Below are 22,355 nucleotides of genomic sequence, written 5' to 3' on the forward strand. Positions count from 1 at the left end.
TGGCATAGAGTGAATTATTGTGATCAGCAAAAGCAATATGAGTTCAAAAAAAATCCCCCGATCTGCATCGAGGGATTTGTGTATGAAAGACAGGCTTTCGCGGCCTTTTTTGTACCTATTACAGCAGTTGCTTTACAGGCTGCGTAACTTCGCTTCAACCTTTGCAAAATCGGCGGCAATCACGTCGCTGAGGTTTTCTTTATCAGCAACATCAGCCAGCGCTTTTGGCAAATCCAATTTAATCGACAAGATTTCCTCAACGCTCTCAATGAACTTAGCTGGATGAGCAGTACACAAGAACAAGCCATGCTCACCAGGCTGCAGCGTCTGCTCCAGCACGCGATAAGCAATGGCACCATGGGGTTCACAAACATAGCCTTGCTGATGCATCGCTTTTAGTGTTTCCGCTGTTTGCTCGTCTGTGACTCGATCTGAGCTGAGCAAATCCCAACTGAATTCGTCACGACGAACCAGCTCTTCCACCCGAGGCCAGTTGTTCGGGGCACTGACATCCATGGCATTGGAGATAGTCGGAATGGTTGGGTTTGGGGCCCACTCACCGCTTTCCAAGTAGCGCGGTACCGTGTCATTAGCATTGGTGGCTGCGACAAAGCGTTTGATTGGCAAGCCCATCGAACGGGCCAACAAACCGGCTGTCAGATTACCGAAGTTACCACTTGGTACACTCACCACGAGTTGCTCACGTTGCTCTTTAGGCAATTGCGCAACCGCTTCAAAGTAATAGCAAATTTGCGCCATCAGACGACTGATATTGATGGAGTTTGCGGAGTTCAAACCAACGGTTTGACGTAGCTCTGACTGGTCAAACGCATGCTTTACCATCGCCTGACAATCATCGAACGTCCCTTCGACGGCAAGGGTGTGAATGTTGCCACCCAAAGTGCAGAACAATTGCTCCTGCAGATGGCTGATCTTGCCCTTCGGATACATCACCACAACGTCGATATTGTCGATGCCAGCAAACGCATGAGCGACAGCAGCACCGGTATCACCAGAAGTGGCGGTCAGAATCGTGATTTTTTCGCCATCTGACAGCTCCTTCAGGCATTGCGCCATGAAGCGACCACCAAAGTCTTTGAACGCCAATGTTGGCCCGTGAAACAGCTCCAACGCCGAGATGTTGTCATTCACAGCAACCACAGGCGCAGCGAAATCGAAGGCGGAGGCTACCATTTCTTTAAGGCGCGGCTTGGCAATTTCATCACCAATTAAAGCCGATAGAATTTCCGTGGATCGGGATACCAGATCCATCTCCAGTAGCGCATCAATATCATCAAAACGCGGTAACTCTTGAGGAAAGAACAACCCCTGATTGCGTCCTAAACCAGTGCGAACAGCTTCTTCAAAGTTAACCTGCTGTTCGTGTTCTTTGATGTTGTACAACTTCATGTTCGAGTTCTCTCCACTCAGTTCAGTTCGACCAGGGCTACATTGGCCACGCCTTGCTCGTCAATTCGGCAGACATGACTAAAGCCATCATCGTTTTGTAAATAGTGTTTGGCTAAATATGCATCGCATTGTTTGGCAACATTCAGATCATCGCAAACCGCAAACAAGGTCGGCCCAGAGCCACTAATACCAACCGCGTAAGCCCCCAGCTTGAGCAGCTCCTGACGAGCCGCTTCAAAGCCTGGCAGCAATACTTTGCGGTATGGCTCGGCAATCACGTCGATCATAACGCTAGCAGCAAGCTTGTCATTACCGGCATGCAATGCATGGACAAAATTAGCCAGCAAGCGACCATGAGTAATGATGTCAGATTTGCTGTAATGTTCAGGCAAAATTGCTCGGGCCTGCGCCGTGGACACGGTGATCCCCGGATAAGCGGAGCACCAATACCAACTTTCAGGAGCGGGCAAGGTCGAGCACAACAAGTCCTCTTGCTCCGTCATCAGCTGGATGCCGCCAACAAAGCAAGGGGCGACGTTATCGTAATGGATAGAGCCGGAGATCTGGCCTTCCAGCTCCCCCATCAAGCGCAGTTGCTGATCGTCGTTTAGCGGCGAGCCGAAAAATTGGTTGAGCGCCGCCACAGCAGCGACGATGCTTGACGCGCTAGAGCCCAAGCCAGAGCCAATCGGCAAGTTCTTGTGCAAGTGCATTCGCACCGGCCCTACTTGGATGCCCTGCTCCGCCAGGTGCTTTTGCACCCCTAAGTAGCAGTCATACAGAATATTTTGCTTCGGATCACCAGGAAGCTTATGGCTAAAGCGGCCCGACGCTGTGAGTTCGAACTCGCCAGAGCCACTGTCATCCACTTCCACCACATCACCCAGCAAAGAGCCATCGATAGGCTTCAAGGCAGCACCGAGCACATCAAAGCCAACGCCTAAATTACCTATGGATGCGGGCGCATATACTGCAACAGCCATGTTAAACCTCCTGCTTCCATGGCAAGGTCCGAAGTATATCGGCAAACACACCTGCCGCGGTTACCGCAGCACCGGCGCCATAACCACGAAGTACGTATGGAATTGGGTCATAGTAGCGCGAATGGAACGCCAACGCGTTCTCTCCGTCTTTGACCGCAAATAGCGGATGTTCAGGGCCAACCGCTTCGATCGACACTTTGCATTTGCCATCGATAATGGCACCGGTATAGCGCAGCACTTGGCCATCCGCTTTGAGCTGATTCAGCCAATCGGCGAAAAAACCATCGGCTTGTGGCAAGCGCGCCATGAATTCGTCGACCGAGCCTGACTGGTCAAAACCAGGCGGTAACGCCGGTTCGACTTCAACATCTTCTAGTTCCAACTTCATGCCCGCTTCACGAGCCAGAATGAGCAACTTACGTGCAACGTCCATACCCGATAGATCGTCACGCGGATCCGGCTCGGTAAAACCATTGCTGCGAGCTTGCGCGGTCACCTCAGAAAACGCCATGCCATCATCAAGCTTGCCAAAGATGTATGACAGCGAGCCAGACAAAATACCTGAGAAAGTCTTCAGCTGATCGCCGGCATTGAGCAATGACTGCAAGTTATCAATCACTGGCAGGCCAGCGCCGACATTGGTGTCGTACAGGAACTGACGGCGCTTGCGCAATGCAGTTTCACGCAACGCTTTGTAGTATGCGTACGATTCGGTATTGGCTTTCTTATTCGGCGTCACAATATGGAAGCCAGCGCTGAGGAAATCCAGATATTGCTTGGCCATCCAATCAGACGAGGTGTTATCGACCAGCACAGGATTAATCAAGGCGTGAACACGAGCAAAATCGCTGACCACTTCCAATGAGAATTTTTGTTTGCATTGAGCCAGCTCGGCTTCTTCGAAGCTTTCCAGATCAATGCCGTTGGCTGCTAACTCCATGCCTTTTGAGTTAGCAATCCCGCAAACGCGCAAGTCAATGTGCTGTTCTTTTAGGGCTTGCTGTTGACGTTTGATTTGCCCCAGCAATTCACCACCAACCACACCAACACCAACAATAAAGGCGTCAATCCGTTGCATGTGGCTGAAGAATGCTGCGTGACAAGCGCCAATCGCGTAGCGCACCCGATGTTCAGGCACAACCGCTGATACCGAGCGCTCTGATGAACCTTGGGCAATGGCAACGACGTTGACATCGGCTTGGGCCAGAGCTTGGAAGAAACGAGCCGAGACCCCGCGATTTTCTCGCATTCCATCACCAACTAGAGTAACGATGGACAGCTGACCTAAGACCTCAATTGGGTCGAGTAATTGGTTGGCGAGTTCAAGTTCGAATTCGTCGCTAAGCGCCGAACGAGCGGCGCTGGCGTCGCTGCTGCTGAGACAGAAGCTGATCGAGTATTCGCTGCTCGATTGGGTGATGAGCGCAACGGAAATGCCGGCGCGTGAAATACAAGCAAAGATCCGGCTGGCCATGCCCACCATGCCTTTCATGCCTGGGCCTGACACGCTCATCATGCTCATTCCTTCGAGCGAGCTAATGCCTTTGACCGCGTCTTTGGTGTTGGTGTTACCAGAAACCAAGGTACCGGCGCCATCAGGGTTAAAGCTGTTTTTGATCAAGCATGGAATGTGGAATTGGGCGATTGGCGACACTGTTTTTGGATGCAGTACCTTGGCACCAAAGTAAGACAGCTCCATCGCCTCTTTGTAGCTCAACTCATCAACTAAGTGGGCATCTTCAACCAAGCGCGGATCGCAGTTGTAAACGCCATCCACGTCAGTCCATATCTCACAACATTCGGCATCGAGACAAGCGGCTAGCACTGCGGCAGAATAATCCGAGCCATTGCGCCCCAGGGTGACGATTTCACCTTGCTCATTACCTGCGGTAAAACCGGGCATCAACTGAATGTCATCGGCACTAAGTTGCAAGTTGGCAAAGCGTGGCTTACTGGCAGAGATATCGACCAGCGACTCGAGGTAATCGCCATAACCGGCAAACAAAGCCACTGGATCAAGAACATTAGTGTGATGGCCACGGGCATCAAGTAGCGCCGACATCAAAGCGATGTTAACGCGCTCGCCTTTGACCAATAGCCGAGCCTGAATATCTGCTGGACACTGGCGCAACAAGGTCACCCCATGAAGCAGCTGGCGTAAGTCGCTCAGCTCGGTGTCCAACAACTGAGTCAGGCGCTCATCGTCAAGACTTGGATAGTCAGCCTTGAGGCTGCTAATCATGTTCCGAAAGGTATTTTCAATGTTCGAAACAGCTGGCAACGCATCAACGCCATTGACGGTTTTTTCAATCGCACTGACAAGGCTGTTGGTGACACCGCCAGGGGCCGATAAAACCACCGCGACACGCCCAACAGACGCTTTGTTGATGATGATGCTGGCGGCTCTGTTAAAGCGTTCTGCATCGGCCAGTGATGAGCCTCCAAACTTCAGTACTCGCATCCTTTGACCTCGTTTTCTGTTGCTCTAAATCTGAGCCCTATATACGAAAAAACCCGGACCTTCTGGTTCCGGGCTAAGTTACTGACGAATTGACGCGCGACTCTAGCCCTGCAACCTCTCGGTGCGGGTAATAATGGTCTCGGTAATCATGTTGTTGTGTTGCTGCAAAGACATGAAACTACAAATCGCTCAGTAAAAATGAGCGCCTATCTTCATGGTTTCGGGGGGCAAAAGTCAACTGATTTTTACAGTCCGCGCCAATCAATTTAGCGATAACCTATTGACAAATTGACCTGACACAAGAATTCAACAACGCCAATCGTCGCCGACCAGCCAAGGACAAAATCATTATCCGCCACTGAGCAGCTAAGGTTGTTGATAGGTCATGAAGTCAGCAGATAAATAGCGCCAAAGCCCTGCCAGCTCTTGCTCGAATTGCTACTTTATCGTTACATTTAAGGTTTGATATTCCGAGCATTGGATGCGGGTAAAAGCATGGGCCAACTGTTCCCCACCATTTATTTTTCTTTTGATGGATTTCAACGCCGTCAGCTAAAACAAGACTTATTGCGGGCATTCAACCAATCGCGCTTGAGCGAGCTTGGTTTCAAAGTGCAATTTTCGCCTCGCACTGTGGTCGATTTTGGCGTCCCCGATGGCTTGACAGTAACCCAACAGTGCCAACAAGCCAGCCTGTTCGTGGCACTGCTTGAACAGCAACCTGGCCATGGCTCGCGCCAGCATATGCTCAACACCGAACTCAGCTATGCCATTCCTGAAGCGGGCACCCATGTCGTGTTGCTTAGCGAGCAGCAGCCCGAATTGCCGGCGCAAATGAGTCGCCAGCTTGAACAACATGGCCTTGCCGTGCAAGTGCTCGAATCAAGCGATCTGACAACGGCAATTTTTAATCAACTCGAAGTCGAATTGTTGGGCAACAGCGAACCATTATCGTTGCAAATACTGACACAAGATTACGGTATTGATGGCACCACGCTCGATAACGCCAGTTGGCAACAGCACCCGAATCAGGAACTACTGGCACAGCTTTACGGGCAAGCGCCAGAGCCCGCCAATGGCAGCCCCGCACTGGCCGATTTGCAACAACACCGACATTGGGGCGTAGCAAGCCTGCAGCTCGGCAATGCCGTTGGTGCAGGCCAGAGCTTTCAACATTGCTTAGCATTGAATGACAGTGATTTGATGGCCAACTATTGGCGCTGTCGATTATTGGCAGAACAAGCCACCAAAGAAGCGGAATTCAACGAGTTGATCCGGCGCGGGCAATTACTGCTGAAACATTTCCAGCAAAAAGAAGGCGCCGCAGAGCTACAAGCGCAATGTCATTACTTTCAGGCCCTCGGCCATGTTGGTCAGAAGCGCTTTGAACAAGCGCTCGAATCCATGCGTGCTTCGCTGAACTTCCGCCACAGTGTCGCTTGGCAACATCAAACCGCGCTGCGCGCCCTGCAGCTGCTATCACAACAAGAAATCACGCCAGAGCGCCTCGATCCAGCCTTACTGACCGCGAAAAATTGCTTTCTGGCTATGCTCACCGAAAGCTTAGAGGGATTCCAGTTATCATTTCGCCAGTTGCTCTTGAAAACGTCGAAAGAAAAGCTGGAAATTGTCATGCTGGGTGTCAAGCAAGTGGTACTTGCCGCGCTAAAACAAATTCGCCAACACGAGCAACGGCTGTTGGATCAATGCGCCGAGTGGGAATTGATCGTCGCCACCCAATTGAGCGATAACGAGCCCCATGACCTCATGGCCAAATCAATATGGAATTTGCTGGCGATCGGCCAAGATAGCATTCGTCAGCAAGTCACGCTGTTGCAATTACTGGCAGGTCAGCTCACTAATATGGACGAACAGGCCAGTCAACTTGAGCAGCAAGCGGATCGACAAGCCCAGCAACAACAGCGAATCAGCCAAGACATCAACAAACAGCAGCTCCGCTATAAAGATACCTTGAGTGGCAAAAAACTCAGCATTGCCGGCAGCTCGGTTGCTGGCGCGTTGTGTTTGGTGTTGATTTCCGGATTCTGGTGGCTGCCCCTTACCAAGCTCACCATCTCGATTTTACTGGCGGCTGCCTCTGCAGCGTTTTGTCTGTTGATTTATTTATTGTCGCGGCAGCAATCGGTATTGGCCCATATTCAACAGCGTTGCCGCGAACTCGACAGCCAGTACGCCTTGGGCGACGATGAGTTGCCCGAGCCAAGAACCATGGAAGGATGGTTTGACCGACTGACAGTACGGCGCGACAAACACCAAGAGCGCGAGGGGCTGATCCGCAGCAAAGCGGCAGCCATTCGAGGCCAGTTGCAACCACGAATTAAACAGTTCGTGACACTGCAACAGAGTTTTGCTGAACAAGCCTTTGAGCAGCTCGATGGCGCCTTTATCGGCGAACGCTTTGGCGGTCAGCCAAGTCTGTTGCAGCGCGGTCAATCGACGCAAGTGCAGCTCACTTCGGCTCTAGCAGCGCAACTACCCGAGCAACCCAAGCTGTCAGCAAGTCAATTGCTAATCAAGCAATCGCAGCACCCCGCAGATATTTATTTTAGCGAGCCTTCGGCCTTGCGCCTGCGCGGTTTGAACATGCTGCAAGATGCGGCCAATGCCGATTTACCGTTAACGCTGGTGCACGCACCAGTGGTTACTAGCGATGAACCATTAGCCTTATTCAAATGGCTGGTCCAAACTGGCGACCAAGTCACCGCCGAGCAGCCTATTGCTGAGCTACAAAATGCCAGTTGCTCGATTCCCTTGTTTGCGCCAATCGCGGGGCTCGTTACCAAGCAGCTCGTTGCCGAGGGACATGATCTATCTCCCGAGCAAGCCGTATTGGAACTACAAACTGATTAAATAAGATAAGCCAATGAAATCCAACGCGATGATCTTAGCCGCCCATGGTAGCCGTCTGAAAAGCTCAAATGAAGAAGTAACGCAACTCGCAGCTAAGTTAGGAGACCAATTAACCTCGCAATTTGCCCAGGTGGAGCCTGCGTTCTTAGAGCTCAGCCCGCCATCAATCGAGCAAGCCATCGCAACCTGCGTGGCCGCAGGACACCACCACATTACCGTGGTGCCGTATTTTCTGGCCGCAGGCCGTCATGTCAAAGATGATGTGCCAGCAATTGTCGAGCAGGCTCGGCAGCAATATCCCGATGTCGACATCGAGCTGACTCAACATTTAGGCCTGAGTGACGGCCTAGTTTCAGCGGTTACCGGCTTACTCGACAGCAATAATTAAGAGAGTCCCCATGAGTGCAGTGTTAGCAGAGCTACTGGATCTTTTATCGCTAGAAACCATCGAACAGGGTATTTACCGTGGCCGCAGTCAAGATTTAGGATTTCCACAGGTCTTTGGCGGTCAGGTGATTGGTCAGGCGCTGTCGGCGGCCAAGTTAACAGTCGATAAAGAACGCGCCGTGCACTCATTTCACAGCTACTTTCTGCGCCCGGGAGATGCCAAGAACCCGATTGTTTATGAAGTTGAGGTGATCCGAGATGGCCGCAGCTTTTCGACCCGCCGAGTGAGTGCCAAACAACACGGCGAAGTGATTTTTTACCTAACCGGCTCGTTTCAAGTTGATGAGCCCGGCCACCAGCATCAGGCCACCATGCCCGACGTCCCAGGCCCAGGCGGCTTGATGTCGGAGCTGGAATTTGCTCGTGCTCACGCCGACCAAATTCCAGCTGGGATCCGTGAAATATTTACCTGTGAAACCGCAATTGAGATGCGGCCGGTGTCCTTGTACAACCCGCTGCAACCATCGCCGACATCGCCCCAGCGCATCACTTGGTTTCGCGCCAACGGCAGCCTACCGGATGATGCGCGGGTTCATCGCTATTTGCTGGCGTATGCGTCAGACTTTAATTTCCTGCCAACTGCAGGCCAACCGCATGGCATCAGCTTATTTGATCGCAAGATAAAAATGGCCACCATCGACCATTCAATGTGGTTTCATCGGCCCTTTAAAGCCGATGATTGGTTACTCTATGTGGTCAACAGTACCAGTGCTTCTGGTGCTCGTGGTTATGTCCAAGGGCAATTCTTTAACCAGCAAGGCGAGCTCGTCGCATCGACCGCTCAAGAGGGATTAATGCGCGATAGTCGGCTCAGCGCCGACTGAGCCCATCACTCACATTTGACTCCCAACAATCGGCTCTAGCTCCGCCAATTGTCTAGGCTGATATAACCGTAAACAAAAATCGTCGAGCGACTCGAGCAAGGGGATATCCAAACACAAGCGTTGCTCCAACTGCCGTTTCTGCAATGGCACTTCGACGCCAAACAAGGTGACTTGGCTTGGCAATTGGCTTTCATCGCCTTCAGCCAATAACCAAGCCACTGCGATGCGATAATAGGCCTCGGTCATCAGCGACCTTTTTAGTAGCCGTGACAGTTGCTCCAGTTTTTCTTGCACCAGCGCAGATCCGATCAAATTTTGATCGGACCAATTAGCCCCCAGATCAGGCCAGCTGTTGGCCGCATCGACCAGCGACTCAATGCCGTCGCTGCCGGTCATCAAGCTCATCGCGGTTGTGTAACTGTCAGCCAGTGCATTCACCGTGGCATGACGCTGCCAAATAATCCGCTGTAACAATTCTGAGACTTGCAGATCCCAATCCAGCGCATCGCTGACACCATCGCGATCAATCCGATCAAAGGTCGTCACGGCGAGGGCAAAACTGCGATTCAAAATCGGCTCTAGCGATGCCGCCAACTCAGGCTGCTGCTGCAATACGGTCAATTGCTTGGCGGCGCTGGCCAGCAACTCGGGACGTTGCTGTAAAAAAGCGACCAGCCAGCCAAGCTCTACTTTTAATGCCCGCTGCAATAACGAGCGATATGCGGTGATGTTGGTCTGGCGAAGGTGGCTTAACAAATGCTCGAGGTGTTCATTTAAGTCAGCAAAGGCTTGTTCAGGATCATCGTCCATGGCGCTTATCACCGCCGCTAAATTCAGCTCAAATGCCGATGACAGTTGCTGTTTAGGAAACGGCACCTTGTCCATCATATGGGTTTCGGGCGCTTTCGGAGCAGCTGCAGCCAACAGCAATTCTAACCGCACCAGCCAAGCTTTTTGCTCGGCCAGAACCTCGTCAATACGCGCCATATTGGCATCGATGACCGGTAAACATTCACGCATCGACACATAACAAGGCAAGCCAAAACGCCAGGTCGATGCTTCAGCTAACTTCATATCGTCTTCGGCTGGCTCAATATGCAAGCGCCAACGTTGCTCACCGTAAGCCTGTGGCGAGGAATCACTGGGCGCATCAAAACCCAGCATCAGATAAAAGGACGCATTTTCCGCATCCGTTGCAGTCTGCTGCGCCGTTTTCGCCAGCCAAATTTTACTCTGTTCAGAAAGCCCCGGCTGTCGGAACAATAGCGCCAGAACAAGTGCCCAAATCAGCAGAATAATGCCAGCAACCCAAACGATGACACGCCAGCGAGACGGAGCAGAAATGGAGGTCATTCGGTGTACATCCTATTGTTGCGATAAAGCTGCAAACGCTGGCGATAATCAGAAAGCATGTCGTCACCGAGATCACCTTCTTTGAGCAACATGGTGATCGCCTTCTGCTGCACTTTTGCCGCCTCGGTGAAATTCCCCAGAGCAGCCGCGACGGCCGCTAGGGTGTCCGTTGACATGGCATCCAGCTCGGCCACGCTTTGCAATTGCTGAATGTAATCATTGGCCTGCTCCGGATCGCGCAGCGCTGTGATTTTGCTGGTTGCTAAAAACCAAGCCATATCATTCAACATGCCGGCATCGGTTGGATCTAAGCTACGTGTCAGTAACTCCAAACCAAGGTAGGGATCATGGCCAGTCGCGCCGCCTTGCATGTAGGCATAACCCAACTGGCGAATACAAGGTAGATGTCCGCCGTTAGCACATTTTGAATACCAGTAAATTGCCGTTAACGGACGCCCTTGCTGGAGCAGCGCTTCGGCATATTCGAATTGCCCCTGCCAATCTTGGTAAGCAGGTGTTTGGTCATCGAACGGTTGCTGCGGCTCGGGCTTCAGCGATTGCAGCCGTTGCACCACCAACAAATCGTTACCACAACCGGAGAGCAAAACACTCGCCAGCGCTGTGATTAGCAATAACGTCGCTCTCATTCTGTGGGATTCACTTTTTTAACGGCAATCACTTCGGGATCGCCGCAGGCACTACAAGCATTGCCGTAAGATTTTGTGGTGCCATCGGCAAGCAAACCATCTGCTGGCTCGTATTGCATGGTGCAGATTTCTGGGCGAGGCTCAGGGCACTTGGTGAAGCCTTTTGGTAATTGCTCTGGCTGGGGTTGAGATTGGCACGCCGCCACCATCAAGACCATGCCGCAGCTTCCAATTAGGGTTCGATAGTTAGTCTTTACTTTCATAGTTTAACTTACCTATTGGCCAAGCTCAGCGGTTGAGCCTGGCGATGGTTATACCTGTCCGGTTTGGCTTGTCTGGTCGTCATCATGCTCCAGACTCAAGCGGCCTAATTCCGGCTTTCCATAATGGTAGCCTTGGGCAAATTGAACACCAATTTGCTCCAATTGTTGAGCGACCTTGTCATTTTCAACAAATTCAGCCACCAGCTGGAAACCCCTTAATTTTGAAATGGTCACTAAGAATTCCAGCAGTGGGATGACCGCATCGTCAGTGCTCAACTTGCGGATAAAGCAGCCATCTACCTTAACGTAATCAAACGGCAAACTGAGTAAATTGTTCACCGAAGAATAGCCAACCCCAAAGTCATCCAGAGCAACTTGGCAGCCAAGCGCCTGCAGCCGCTCAATATTACGCTGGGTTAAGCTAATATTCTCCAGCGCCGCACTTTCGGTAATTTCAACCACCAGCGCTGGACCGCAACCACTGAACTCAATGCGTTGCAGAAGTGTCTCTGTCAACTGCGCATCCGACATCGACAGTCCCGAAATGTTCACGGCCAAGCGGTGTCTTTGGTTGTTTCGGCGCATTTGCATCAACAAGGTCAACACTTGGTTGAGCACCCACTTATCGAGCACGCCAACGTCCCGTTGCCGCTCTGCCGCTTGGATCAGCGGGTATGCCGAGACATAACTACCGACTTCGTCCTCAATCCGCAACAGCACCTCGTAATGAGAAATGCTGCCGTCATTCACTCTCACGATGGGCTGATAAGCTAATGCCAAACGCTGATCCCGAATCGCCGAATGAACTCTTGAGTACATAAAGCGCTGCTTTAATAAGTAGCCTTCCAGATCAGGATCGCGCAACGATGCATAACGACCTTTGCCCTGAGCTTTGGAGTAATTTAACGCGATGTCGGCGCGCGTCATCAAGACATCAAACTCATTGCCATGCTCAGGCGCGACCACCACACCAATCGACAAACTCAAACGGTGCAGCATGTTGTCACCAGCCAGCATAATTTGCCGGCTCGCTTCCAACAATTTAGCGGCCAACTGCTCACCCTGCTCAAGCGTTGAGCCCGGCATCCAAACGGCAAATTCATCGCCAGCGATGCGAGCAGCCCGATATGGCAACTGGACATGCTCAGCGAGAATCGATGCCAGCTTGATCAGCATGTCGTTACCTAACTGATGGCCACTGGCATCGTTAATCTCTTTAAAATCATCAATATCAATGAGTAGTAGCGCCGAGGAGTCGGCATCATGAATGGTTTGCTGCAGCAGCTGATGAAAGCTTTCGCGGTTGGCTAGTCCAGTCATCCCATCGTGTTGGGTCAGCCAGTCTTTATCATTGCTGATCTGCGCTAGGGTTGCTTTGGTTGCCTCATCTTGCAAGCCATAAATGGCTAGCTTGCGGACAAAGTTGCGGGCCAGTTCGGGAGCGTGTTGCATACTGCCAACAAGGCGTTTCTGGACCACTTCAAAGTTGCCAGATTCGATCGCACTCAGGGTTTTCTCAAGCTGTCGGAACAGTTGCCGCCAGCCTTGCTGCCTCTTCCCATACAAGTGAGTCAGCAATGCCATTCCCGAGAGAGTCAACACCAACAACAACAGCAATACGTACCAATGCACAGCAATTGCAGGCGGATCACTTCGCTGACCACTGAGTATCATTGGCACCCCGTCGAGCACGGGGCCAGAGGCGCTTTTCCAATCGTCACTCTGGCGACTGGAAAAATACAAACCAATATCTTGTTCCACGCTACTGGCTGCTAGTTTTTGCAGTGATGCCCGTGTCGCTCCAGCCACACTCAGATTTAAGCCCAACCTGCTGCCCTGCACGCTGAGCCACTGTGGTAAATCGACATCAGCAATCAATTCGTCGCTACCGCGAGAAATGCGCAATAACAGACGACAAGAAGGCTGGCACAGCCAATGTTTGGTTTCTAACTTGCGAGGGATTTGGTCGGCTCGGTCAAAGCCTGCGGAGACGTTCCACACTTTACCGTTGACACGGTGCATTAACCCGTTGAGCTTCAGGTCAGCTTGGTTTGGTTGCTTGATGAGTTGCTCCAGCCAAGCATCACTCGGGCGCTTGGGGCCAGCATAAAAGTCCGATTCTAAGCCAGCTCGAACGAGCTCAATATCGCGAGCCAACAACTGACTGATGAGATCGAGTTGCTGCGACAGTTTGTCATCATCTGCTCGGCTATTGGGGATTAGTAACAACAGGGTGTAGAGCAAGGCCATCATGACGCCAGCCACCACCACAATCCAAATCCTCCGAATGGCGATCATCGCTAAAGTTCCTCTCTAGCCAACCACGTATTAGTGATAGCCACACTGACCATCGCGAAAAAATTGCAAGTCGTTCATTTACTCCTCGATATTGCTCATTGGCTGTCGGTATCCTCAGTTTCAGCAGCTTGCCCGACCATTGAGCGATGATAGCTTAACAATAGCTGTTCAAGCGAAATAGGAGCACAAAATAAATGCCCTTGCAGCGAGTGCTTGCCGAATTGTTGCACTATCTCAAGTTGTCGCTCGGTTTCGACCCCTTCAATGGTCACTTGCAAATTCAATGCTTCGGCTGCGCGGATTAAACTTTCCATCAAAATTCGTACCGTCGGTAGCTCCACTTCATCGGTAAAGCTCTTATCAACTTTTAAGGTGTTTATCGGAAACGAACTTAATTGTTTGATGGAGGTATAGCCGGTGCCAAAGTCATCAATCGCCAGCGAAATACCAAAATCGGCCCACTCGCGCATGACTTGGCTGGATATTTCGCTCCACTCCATTTGGACCGTCTCGGTGATTTCTAGCTCGATGTTTTTTAGGTATTGCCGATGCTGCTCCAACAAAGGTCGGAGAAAATCAGAAAATTGATGATCCTTCAGTTCGGCGGCAGAAATGTTAATGCTCAGTTTGAATTCGCTGCCAAACTGGGCCTCCAGCTCAGGTAGCGCCGTTAATGCTTTCTCAACCACCCAATGATCAATGGCGCGAAACACGCCACAAGCCTCAGCAATCGGAATAAAGTCAGTGGGCGTCACTCGGCCTAGCTTCGGCGAATCCCAGCGCAGCAAGACTTCAGCGCCAATCACTCGGCTGATATCTTCGCCACTGAAAATCGGCATATAGGCAAGGCTTAACTCGTTGGATAAATCAGCACTGCGCAACGACTCTTCAATTTCTTTTCGCCGCTGCAGACGCTCTGCCATTTCCTGAGAAAATAGACGGTATTGATTCTTGCCGTGTTGCTTCGCCTGATACATGGCCGCATCAGCATTCGACAACAGCGCCCCTGAATCGAGCGCATCTTGTGGATAGCTGGCAATGCCAATACTAGCTCGAACCGGCAATAGCAGCTGACCAAGCTCAAAGCCCGAGCGGAACAGCTCGATGATTTCCCCTGCGACCTGTTCACTTTGCTCATGTTGGTGCTCGGCAATAATCAATATGGCGAACTCATCACCTGCTAAACGCGCCACTCGAATGCTGCCGGGAGCTTGAATTTGCTGTTGATACAGCTCTGCCTTATGCGATAGCTGTTGCGCAAAGTGAATCAGCAGTTCATCACCCACTTTGTGGCCAAAACTGTCGTTGACGAACTTAAAGTTATCTAAATCAATAAATAACAAACTCGCCGTCAGCTGCTTTTGGCGACATTGTTCGATGCTATCGTTCACTTGTTGAGTAAAGGCCAAACGATTCGGAAGACCAGTCAAATTGTCCGTCAGAGCAAGTTGATGACTTTCATCCCGAGCTTGTTTGAGCTTTCGGTATAGCTTTAAGAAAGCTTGTTTCAGTGAATACAGCTCTTTGACGTCGCGCTTTAAATCAGGCGCGATCGAATCTATTTCATTGGCTTTAATTGATTTTTCTAAATCTTGAATCGGTCTAACGAGGGTTAAGCGAACCAGCAATGCCATCAGTGCCAAAGTCAGCAGCATTACGGTGACAAACAGCACCAGAACTTGTTTGAGGACTTTAACCGTTTCGCCGTCTAACAACGAAAACGGCACCAACAGATTAATGGTGTGGCCATCAAGCACCGGCTGACTCAACACCAGTCCGGGTTCAGTTTTGGCCAATTTGGGTTCGCGATTAAATGAGATTGAGCCTTCGCCATATCGCGCCAACACATTGGCAATACTGTCATTTAAAGCATAACCAGAGAGCACTTGGGCAATGACAGTACTGTCTTGCAATTGTGATGGTAGCGGCGGATGCAACGACAGCGGATCGACACGACTCATCAATAGCATGCGGTATTCATCGCCGGTGCGATAAAGCAGCACATCGCGGATCAGCTGAGAGTCGGCAAATCGCTTGAACAACATTCGCTCTTCGCTGAGGTGTTCAACGAACGGATCTAATGACGTTTCCACCATGACGGTGGAATTGTGCTCTTTGTCGAGCACCACCAAGGCGTAATATAAATCGGCATGATTCGACAGGGAACGAACAATTTGTTCGCTCGAACGCTGGCTCGCCAGCGACCAGAAACGATCGCCACTTTGCTGCAAAAAAGACACAAAAACAGGAGCTTGCAAAAGCGCTTGCTGCACTCCCATTAAATAGTCACGGGACATCTGAATATTGGCGTGCACGTTCGCTAGGGCAAACTCCGCGCGCGAACTTTCCAGCTTTTGAATCGCATCGGTTCGCTGCTGATAAAACAAATAAGCAATGCCGATAAACGCCGTTAGCAAAGGCGGAAACAATGCCAGCAGTGCGCGTCTATTGAGTGGCATGAATTTTCTCCAGAGCACTTAATATCCGGCTTCTTAAATTAATCGCGTCGATAGTCACCGGGGCATAGGGCTGCAGTCGTTTTTTCTGCGCCTCTGGCAGGTGAACAATCGGGTCTTGTCGATACGCCTCTGACGTCAGCGGCAATGCCGCCATATTTGGCGTCGCCGTGTGGGTATATTCAGCATTTAGCGCCGCGTTTTCGGGTTGCTGGATGAAATTGAGAAACTGGCTTGCCGCCGCTTGATTTTCCGATTGCGCAATCACTGCAAAGCAATCAGTCCACAGCAAGCTGCCGTCGGATGGCAGCAAGTATTGCCAATGCTCATGGCCCGACAAGTCATTAAGAATTTTTTGATCACCTGAGTAAGCCAGCGCCGCGAATAGCTGATTGAAGTCTGGATAGCTTTGAGCCGCGGTAATGATGTACTCCAAAGTACGGACATTGGGTAGCCACAATTTGGTCAACTCAAATGCTTCGCGCAGGTGAGTAACCTTATTGGTGTTAATGGGGTAATCAAGACTGATCAATGCAGGGATCAGTGAATCGAACAGATCGACATGACCGGCAATGTGGCCTCTTAAATAGGTCGGCGGATCGAGAAATTTTGACCAAGTATCAATGTCCTCTGGCTTCACCAGATCGGCGCGATACACCACACCTAACGTTCCCCAAGAATAGGCCACACCGAATAATTCTGGCCCGGCGTTACAGGCTTGATGAATGGCTGGGTCAATGTGCTTTAAGTTGGGCAGTTGTTGAGGGGGTAACGCCGCGAGCCGGCTCTGCTTGGCATACAGGCCAATTTGCTGGGAATCCATCAGGGCAATGTCGATGTATCGCCCAGCTTGGGAGGACAAGATTTGATCTCGCATTTCGTCGGAATCAAAGTAGGCTAGCCGAACTTCGATACCCGTTTGTTGCTCAAACGACGCTTTGACTTCAGGAGAGAGGTATTCTTCCCAGGTAAGGATATTCAGAACTTGTGCGGCTTGAGCCAACGCCGAACAGCCAACAAACAAGATGAAAGTCGAGAATAGCCGCCGAACATGAAGCCCTATTTGAGTCATTAAGCCACTCCTTTTGGCTTTGTTCGAACAACAACGTCAGCATTGTTGTTCGTTAACATCTACCTAGTGTGCCAGTCTTTTGGCTCAAATCAACTCAACAATCTGAATAATACCAATCCAAGGCAATATTTATCTCACCTCAGCTTGAATAAGCCTCTATCGGGCACCTCGAACATTTGACAAAGTTTCGGACTATTCGCTGGGACCGGTTACTTCTGAAACCAGCTCACAGAACCGGTCACAAAGTCTCTAAATCCACCCGCCATATGCTAGTTTTGATAGGTCGCAAGGCTAGGCGATCAACCATAAATCAATCACATAATTCACGAGAACCATCATGCAAAGTTCACGTTTGCTAGGGCTCATATTGGCAGCAACGGTAACGGCCTCTTGTTCCGTTTCGCAACCATCAGATGCGCTCTATTTAAAAGGCTCAATGAACGACTGGGGAACCAGTCAACCGCTTTCCTTTGATGACGGCGTTTATCAAGTTGATGTCGTCCTCCCGAAAGGCGAACACCAGTTTCAAATTGCCGATTCTGCCAACACCTGTGGTTTGCGCTTCGGTGCGGTCAGCCAAGATCGTGTCAAATTGAATCGCGATTATGCCGCTAATGAATGCGCAGAAGATGCCGCGTTTGATTTGAAGGTCTTTCGCCAGACTTCCTATCGCATCTCATTAGACACCAATCAGCAACCGGCGCAATTGCGCATTGGCTTAACACCGAAGAAAAAGGCCGTGCCTAAACCCGGCGTTGCCAAAGTATGCCCAAGTTGGGACGGCGGCGAAGTCACAGTCAATGTTGCCAGCGCCTTTGCCGATGGCACCAAAGTACGTGACTTCTACTCCGATCAAACCACCACCGTGAGCAACGGTAAAGTCACTCTGGCACCAGCACCAAAAAGTGGCGGCTTATTATTGCTCGAAAAAGCCGATCACCAACCCACTGAGTTCAGTTGGGATAATGCCTCGGTGTACTTTGTCATGACCGACCGTTTCTACAATGGCGATCCGACTAATGACAACAGCTATGGCCGAATGAAAGATGGCGATAAAGAAATCGGCACCTTCCACGGCGGCGATCTCAAAGGATTAACCGAAAAGCTCGATTACATTGCCGATCTCGGCATGAATGCCATCTGGATCACGGCGCCTTACGAACAAATCCATGGCTGGGTTGGCGGCGGTAACGGCGGCGACTTCAAGCACTACGCCTACCATGGTTACTACGTCATGGATTACACCAAGGTTGACGCCAACATGGGTACCGAAGATGACATGCGTACCTTTGTAGATGAAGCTCATAAGCGAGGCATTCGGGTCGTGCTTGATGTGGTCATGAACCATACCGGCTACGCCACTCTGGCCGATATGCAGCAATATGACTTTGGTGGTTTCTACGATAAAAACCAAAGTGTTGAGGAGCTATTGGGTACCGATCAGTGGACCAACTGGCAACCTAAGTCGCATCAAAGCTGGCACGACTTTAACCACAACATCGACTTTACCCATGCCAATTGGATGAACTGGTGGGGCAAGCAGTGGATCCGCACCGACATTGCCGAGTACGACAACCCAGGTTACAACGAGCGTACCAAGTCATTAGCCTATTTGCCTGACTTTAAAACCGAGTCCGATGAAGTGGTCGACTTGCCGATTTTCTATCGCAACAAGCCTGACACAAACGCGGTTGCAATCGAAGGTTACACAGTGCGCGACTACCTCGTTCACTGGCTAGCGCAGTGGGTCGAAGATTATGGTATCGATGGTTTCCGTGCCGATACCGCCAAGCATGTCGAGTTTGAATCATGGCAAGCCTTGAAAGTACGGGCAGAGCAAGCCCTTGCAACTTGGAAGAAAAGCAACCCTGACAAAGCATTGGATGACCAGCCATTTTGGATGACGGGTGAAGTTTGGGCTCATGGCGTGAATCGCAGTGGTTACTTCGATGCCGGTTTTGACTCGGTAATTAACTTCGATTTCCAAGCCAATGACGCCAAGAAAGTGATGGATTGCATGGCCGACGCTGAGCAGATTTTCAGTGACTACGCCAAGGCGATTAACTCCGACTCAAGTTTTAATGTGCTGAGTTACATTTCATCCCACGATACTCGCTTGTTCTTTGGTACGGATAGTCGCACCCTTGAGCAGCAACGGGACATTGCAGCGCCGTTTTTACTGTTACCTGGCGCCGTGCAGGTTTACTACGGCGATGAAACGGCACGGCCATTCGGTCCTACCGGGACTGATCCGCACCAAGGCACGCGCTCAGACATGAACTGGGCTGGCATTACCGGCGAGCGAGCCGACTTGCTGGCACACTGGCAAAAAGTGGCGCAGTTCCGTAATCGCCATGTTGCTATCGGAGCTGGCCAGCACAGCAAGATCAGCGATGCGCCGTATGCCTTTAAACGCACCAAAGGCGGTGATACGGCCGTGGTTGTTTGGGCTGGTAAAAACTAATTGTGAAACAATTTTGGGATCTGCTGTCAGTATCACGCTGACGCAGATCCCGATATCAACAGAGCCTAGCCAGCCAAGTCACCGGCTATCACAACATCAGTTGCCGACTAATAAAGGCACCAATATCTTTTAACTGCGGCAAGCAAACCTCATGCCTCATCGGATAAAAGTGAGTATTCACTTTAGCACCCAACCTGACTAAGTCGTTGAGCGCAGCTTTTGCCATTGGTGGCGTCACCACCTCGTCGTGATGGCCATGATGCAAAGCAATATCAATCGCTTGATTAGCCGAGCCTAAAATTGCCCGCTCCGCTGTCGGAAAATAGGTCGACAAGGCCAACAAACCAGCCAGTGGTTTGGGGTAATTCAATACCGTTTGATAGGCCACCGCGCCCCCTTGAGAAAAACCGGCAATGATAATTCGGCGGGAGTCGATGCCGGCTTCAACATGCAGATCAATCAACTGCTTGAGCATGTCGGCTGAGGCCAATAGCTGCGGTACATTGAACTCTCGTTGCTCCCCCATACTAATGATGTCGTACCAAGCAGGCATGACATAACCGGCGTTAATGGTCACCGGAATTCGCGGAGCATTGGGAAAGACAAAGCGGATTTTTGCCGATGCTGGCAGTTCTAAGTAAGGTAATGCGGGAACAAAGTCGTCACCACTGGCGCCTAAGCCATGGAGCCAAATCACGACTGCATCAAAGTCATCGGCAGTCTGGCGAACCACACAGTTCAATTCCATCGTTTCGATCCTCCATCAACTAGCTAACACGGCTCAGCGTGTTGCTGTGCTTACCAACAAAAACAGGGCCATCAAGGCCCTGCTTATCAATCGCTGCGCTAGCAATTACTCGATATCGAGTAATTCAACCTCAAACACCAATACTGAATATGGTGGAATCGCAGCTCCAGCGCCACGCTCACCGTAGGCCAGATTTTGTGGAATCGTCAAACGCCACTTAGAACCAACAGTCATCAGCTGCAGGGCTTCAACCCAACCCGGAATAACGCCGGTCACAGGGAAAGAAATTGGCTCACCACGATTCACAGAGCTATCAAATACAGTGCCGTCAATCAAAGAGCCGTGATAGTGAACTTTTACTTTGTCAGCAGCGGTTGGCTTAGCACCTTCGCCAGCGACCAACACTTCGTATTGCAGGCCTGATTCGGTAACTTCAACACCGTCTTTGGCAGCGTTGTCTTTCAGGAATACGTCACCTTCTTGGATCACAGAAGCGTATTTTGCTTGTTCTTGCTCTTGCATGCGCTGTTGAATAACGGCGAATGCGGCGTTGATTTCGTCAGCAGGAACGACAAATTCTTCACCGCGCAGAGAATCTGCTAAACCTTGTTGAACTGCTTCAATATCTACACCATCAAATGCTTGCTGGGCCAATTGATCACCCATTTGACGACCTACGCCGTAGCTGGCTTTTTGCTCGTCAGTTTTGTACTCAGCCATAATGTCTCCGCTGCTGATTTCTTTAAAGCGTGGCATGGTAACAGAGTGCGGCGAAAAAATCGGCTCTGGCACACAACTTTCTCCGCAAAATAGCCTGTTGATTTAGCCCAGCCCTTCGTCAAATAGTCACAGTCGTGCTTTATATTAGAACCGTGTATTGATGACAGTAATCTCCTGTCAACAGAGAAATCTATAGCCTGTTGACCTTTGGTGTATGAATTTTATTCGTTTATTACTGCAAAAACACACAGCAAAGATCAACAGGCTCTAAGGTAACCACATGAAAATAGCCGCTAAGTATATCGCTTGGATATTGTTGTTAAGCGCGCCAATGGTCCATGCCATTGATGTGATTGCTCATCGCGGCGCTTCTGGTTTGCTGCCGGAGCATTCACTGGTTGCGGTCGCCTACGCCCATGCTGCTGGGGCCGACTATATTGAACAGGATGTGGTGATGAGCCGCGATGGTGTTGCTGTGGTGCTTCATGATATTCATTTGGATACCACCACCGATGTCGCCACCAAATATCCAAACCGAGCCAGAGCCAATGGCCGCTTTTACGCCATTGACTTTGATTTAGCCGAACTGAAAACGCTCGAGCTGCACGAGCGAGTCGATCATCAAAGCAAACACCCGGAGTACCCGATGCGGTTTCCGGTCAAGCACCTTGGCCTGCGGATTGCCACCTTCGCCGAACACATTGAGCTGATTCAGGGGCTCAACCATAGCACTGGCCACACAGTTGGTATCTATCCCGAGATCAAAGCGCCGAAGTGGCATCGTGAGCAGGGCCAAGATATTAGCAAGCAGGTGTTAGCGGTGCTTAACCAATATGGTTACAACGCGCGTCATCATAAGGTCTTTGTGCAGTGTTTTGACGCCAATGAACTGCGCCGGATCCGCCACCAACTGGGCAGTAAACTGAAATTAGTGCAGTTGCTTGGCGAAAATAGCTGGCAATTATCGACCACCGATTATGACTGGCTAAAAACCCCCGAAGGCATGGCTGATGTCGCCAGCTACGCCGATGGTATCGGCCCCTGGTGGCCACAATTAGTGGATAATCAACAACAACCCAGCGCGCTGGCAAGCCATGCCAAAGCCCAGCAACTAATCGTTCATCCCTACACTTTTCGCGCCGATCAGTTACCTAGCTGGGCCGAATCCTACCAACAATGGCTCAGGGTATTTATCGCAACGGTGAAAGTTGACGGCCTGTTCACCGATTTTCCGAGGCAAACGGTGCAAATTAGCCAGCAACTAGACGCAGCCAACCCGTGATTATTGCTGCCGTTACAGGTAGACTTGGCTGATAGCAGCAGCTCGCACAGCGCGCT

General features: G+C 50.8%; 16 protein-coding genes. 5 read left to right on the plus strand and 11 right to left on the minus strand.

Annotated features, from left to right (window positions below; translation table 11 throughout):
- Positions 1–132: 132 nt before the first annotated feature.
- Genes thrC through thrA form a run of 3 tightly spaced genes read right to left on the minus strand, consistent with a single transcriptional unit; the run spans position 133 to position 4,854 of the window.
- Positions 133–1,410 (minus strand): threonine synthase, encoded by a 1,278-nt coding sequence (gene thrC, locus IC617_RS14230; protein WP_191145659.1) that lies wholly within the window; start codon positions 1,408–1,410, stop codon positions 133–135.
- A 17-nt stretch (positions 1,411–1,427) separates the two neighbouring features.
- Positions 1,428–2,393, minus strand: a complete 966-nt coding sequence (gene thrB, locus IC617_RS14235; RefSeq protein ID WP_191145660.1) for a homoserine kinase — start codon at positions 2,391–2,393, stop codon at positions 1,428–1,430.
- 1 nt (position 2,394) lies between these two features.
- A complete protein-coding gene (gene thrA, locus IC617_RS14240; RefSeq protein WP_191145661.1) occupies positions 2,395–4,854 on the minus strand; it encodes a bifunctional aspartate kinase/homoserine dehydrogenase I in 2,460 nt (819 codons plus the stop codon).
- A gap of 495 nt (positions 4,855–5,349) precedes the next feature.
- On the opposite strand from thrA, the gene IC617_RS14245 reads away from it, so the two are divergent.
- The 3 genes from IC617_RS14245 to tesB are packed head-to-tail and all read left to right on the plus strand — an operon-like array spanning position 5,350 to position 8,996.
- Positions 5,350–7,725, plus strand: a complete 2,376-nt coding sequence (locus IC617_RS14245) for a lipoyl domain-containing protein (protein WP_191145662.1) — start codon at positions 5,350–5,352, stop codon at positions 7,723–7,725.
- A 13-nt stretch (positions 7,726–7,738) separates the two neighbouring features.
- Positions 7,739–8,113: a sirohydrochlorin chelatase gene (locus IC617_RS14250; protein WP_224746027.1), complete on the plus strand. Its 375-nt coding sequence runs from the start codon at positions 7,739–7,741 to the stop codon at positions 8,111–8,113.
- A gap of 10 nt (positions 8,114–8,123) precedes the next feature.
- A complete protein-coding gene (gene tesB / locus IC617_RS14255) occupies positions 8,124–8,996 on the plus strand; it encodes an acyl-CoA thioesterase II (protein WP_191145663.1) in 873 nt (290 codons plus the stop codon).
- A 9-nt stretch (positions 8,997–9,005) separates the two neighbouring features.
- Here tesB and IC617_RS14260 read toward each other — a convergent pair whose 3' ends face one another.
- The 6 genes from IC617_RS14260 to IC617_RS14285 all read right to left on the minus strand — a co-directional run bounded on the left by IC617_RS14260 (position 9,006) and on the right by IC617_RS14285 (position 17,085).
- Entirely contained in the window at positions 9,006–10,349 is a 1,344-nt protein-coding gene (locus IC617_RS14260; RefSeq protein WP_191145664.1) for a hypothetical protein, read from the minus strand.
- Positions 10,346–10,996 carry an SEL1-like repeat protein gene (locus tag IC617_RS14265; protein WP_191145665.1) on the minus strand — a complete coding sequence of 217 codons (651 nt, stop codon included), beginning with the start codon at positions 10,994–10,996 and terminating at the stop codon, positions 10,346–10,348. The genes IC617_RS14260 and IC617_RS14265 overlap by 4 nt, the downstream gene beginning before the upstream one ends.
- Complete coding sequence (locus IC617_RS14270) at positions 10,993–11,259, minus strand: hypothetical protein (RefSeq protein ID WP_191145666.1); 267 nt, start codon at positions 11,257–11,259, stop codon at positions 10,993–10,995. The genes IC617_RS14265 and IC617_RS14270 overlap by 4 nt, the downstream gene beginning before the upstream one ends.
- A gap of 48 nt (positions 11,260–11,307) precedes the next feature.
- Complete coding sequence (locus tag IC617_RS14275) at positions 11,308–13,557, minus strand: putative bifunctional diguanylate cyclase/phosphodiesterase (RefSeq protein WP_191145667.1); 2,250 nt, start codon at positions 13,555–13,557, stop codon at positions 11,308–11,310.
- Between the two features lie 95 nt (positions 13,558–13,652).
- Positions 13,653–16,016 carry a putative bifunctional diguanylate cyclase/phosphodiesterase gene (locus IC617_RS14280; RefSeq protein ID WP_191145668.1) on the minus strand — a complete coding sequence of 788 codons (2,364 nt, stop codon included), beginning with the start codon at positions 16,014–16,016 and terminating at the stop codon, positions 13,653–13,655.
- Positions 16,003–17,085 carry a polyamine ABC transporter substrate-binding protein gene (locus tag IC617_RS14285; RefSeq protein WP_191145669.1) on the minus strand — a complete coding sequence of 361 codons (1,083 nt, stop codon included), beginning with the start codon at positions 17,083–17,085 and terminating at the stop codon, positions 16,003–16,005. Before IC617_RS14285 ends, IC617_RS14280 begins: the two co-directional genes overlap by 14 nt.
- A 337-nt stretch (positions 17,086–17,422) precedes the next feature.
- On the opposite strand from IC617_RS14285, the gene IC617_RS14290 reads away from it, so the two are divergent.
- A complete protein-coding gene (locus IC617_RS14290) occupies positions 17,423–19,549 on the plus strand; it encodes an alpha-amylase (RefSeq protein ID WP_224746028.1) in 2,127 nt (708 codons plus the stop codon).
- 88 nt (positions 19,550–19,637) lie between these two features.
- Here the strand turns inward: IC617_RS14290 and IC617_RS14295 are convergent, their stop codons facing one another.
- Positions 19,638–20,297, minus strand: a complete 660-nt coding sequence (locus tag IC617_RS14295; RefSeq protein ID WP_191145670.1) for an alpha/beta hydrolase — start codon at positions 20,295–20,297, stop codon at positions 19,638–19,640.
- Positions 20,298–20,402: 105 nt separating this feature from the next.
- Positions 20,403–21,017: a BamJ family beta-barrel-assembly machinery protein gene (gene bamJ, locus IC617_RS14300; protein ID WP_191145671.1), complete on the minus strand. Its 615-nt coding sequence runs from the start codon at positions 21,015–21,017 to the stop codon at positions 20,403–20,405.
- A 280-nt stretch (positions 21,018–21,297) separates the two neighbouring features.
- Between bamJ and glpQ the strand changes: the two genes are divergently transcribed.
- Positions 21,298–22,299, plus strand: a complete 1,002-nt coding sequence (gene glpQ / locus IC617_RS14305; protein ID WP_191145672.1) for a glycerophosphodiester phosphodiesterase — start codon at positions 21,298–21,300, stop codon at positions 22,297–22,299.
- The last annotated feature ends 56 nt before the right edge of the window (positions 22,300–22,355 follow it).

The sequence above is a fragment of the Neiella litorisoli genome, assembly GCF_014773395.1.
Lineage (GTDB): Bacteria > Pseudomonadota > Gammaproteobacteria > Enterobacterales > Neiellaceae > Neiella > Neiella litorisoli.

Coding starts and splice junctions, on each gene's coding strand:
- thrC (WP_191145659.1), bottom strand. CDS start 1,410: ATGAAGTTGTACAACATCAAAGAACACGAACAGCAGGTTAACTTTGAA.
- thrB (WP_191145660.1), bottom strand. CDS start 2,393: ATGGCTGTTGCAGTATATGCGCCCGCATCCATAGGTAATTTAGGCGTT.
- thrA (WP_191145661.1), bottom strand. CDS start 4,854: ATGCGAGTACTGAAGTTTGGAGGCTCATCACTGGCCGATGCAGAACGC.
- IC617_RS14245 (WP_191145662.1), top strand. CDS start 5,350: ATGGGCCAACTGTTCCCCACCATTTATTTTTCTTTTGATGGATTTCAA.
- IC617_RS14250 (WP_224746027.1), top strand. CDS start 7,739: ATGAAATCCAACGCGATGATCTTAGCCGCCCATGGTAGCCGTCTGAAA.
- tesB (WP_191145663.1), top strand. CDS start 8,124: ATGAGTGCAGTGTTAGCAGAGCTACTGGATCTTTTATCGCTAGAAACC.
- IC617_RS14260 (WP_191145664.1), bottom strand. CDS start 10,349: ATGACCTCCATTTCTGCTCCGTCTCGCTGGCGTGTCATCGTTTGGGTT.
- IC617_RS14265 (WP_191145665.1), bottom strand. CDS start 10,996: ATGAGAGCGACGTTATTGCTAATCACAGCGCTGGCGAGTGTTTTGCTC.
- IC617_RS14270 (WP_191145666.1), bottom strand. CDS start 11,259: ATGAAAGTAAAGACTAACTATCGAACCCTAATTGGAAGCTGCGGCATG.
- IC617_RS14275 (WP_191145667.1), bottom strand. CDS start 13,557: ATGATCGCCATTCGGAGGATTTGGATTGTGGTGGTGGCTGGCGTCATG.
- IC617_RS14280 (WP_191145668.1), bottom strand. CDS start 16,016: ATGCCACTCAATAGACGCGCACTGCTGGCATTGTTTCCGCCTTTGCTA.
- IC617_RS14285 (WP_191145669.1), bottom strand. CDS start 17,085: ATGACTCAAATAGGGCTTCATGTTCGGCGGCTATTCTCGACTTTCATC.
- IC617_RS14290 (WP_224746028.1), top strand. CDS start 17,423: ATGCAAAGTTCACGTTTGCTAGGGCTCATATTGGCAGCAACGGTAACG.
- IC617_RS14295 (WP_191145670.1), bottom strand. CDS start 20,297: ATGGAATTGAACTGTGTGGTTCGCCAGACTGCCGATGACTTTGATGCA.
- bamJ (WP_191145671.1), bottom strand. CDS start 21,017: ATGGCTGAGTACAAAACTGACGAGCAAAAAGCCAGCTACGGCGTAGGT.
- glpQ (WP_191145672.1), top strand. CDS start 21,298: ATGAAAATAGCCGCTAAGTATATCGCTTGGATATTGTTGTTAAGCGCG.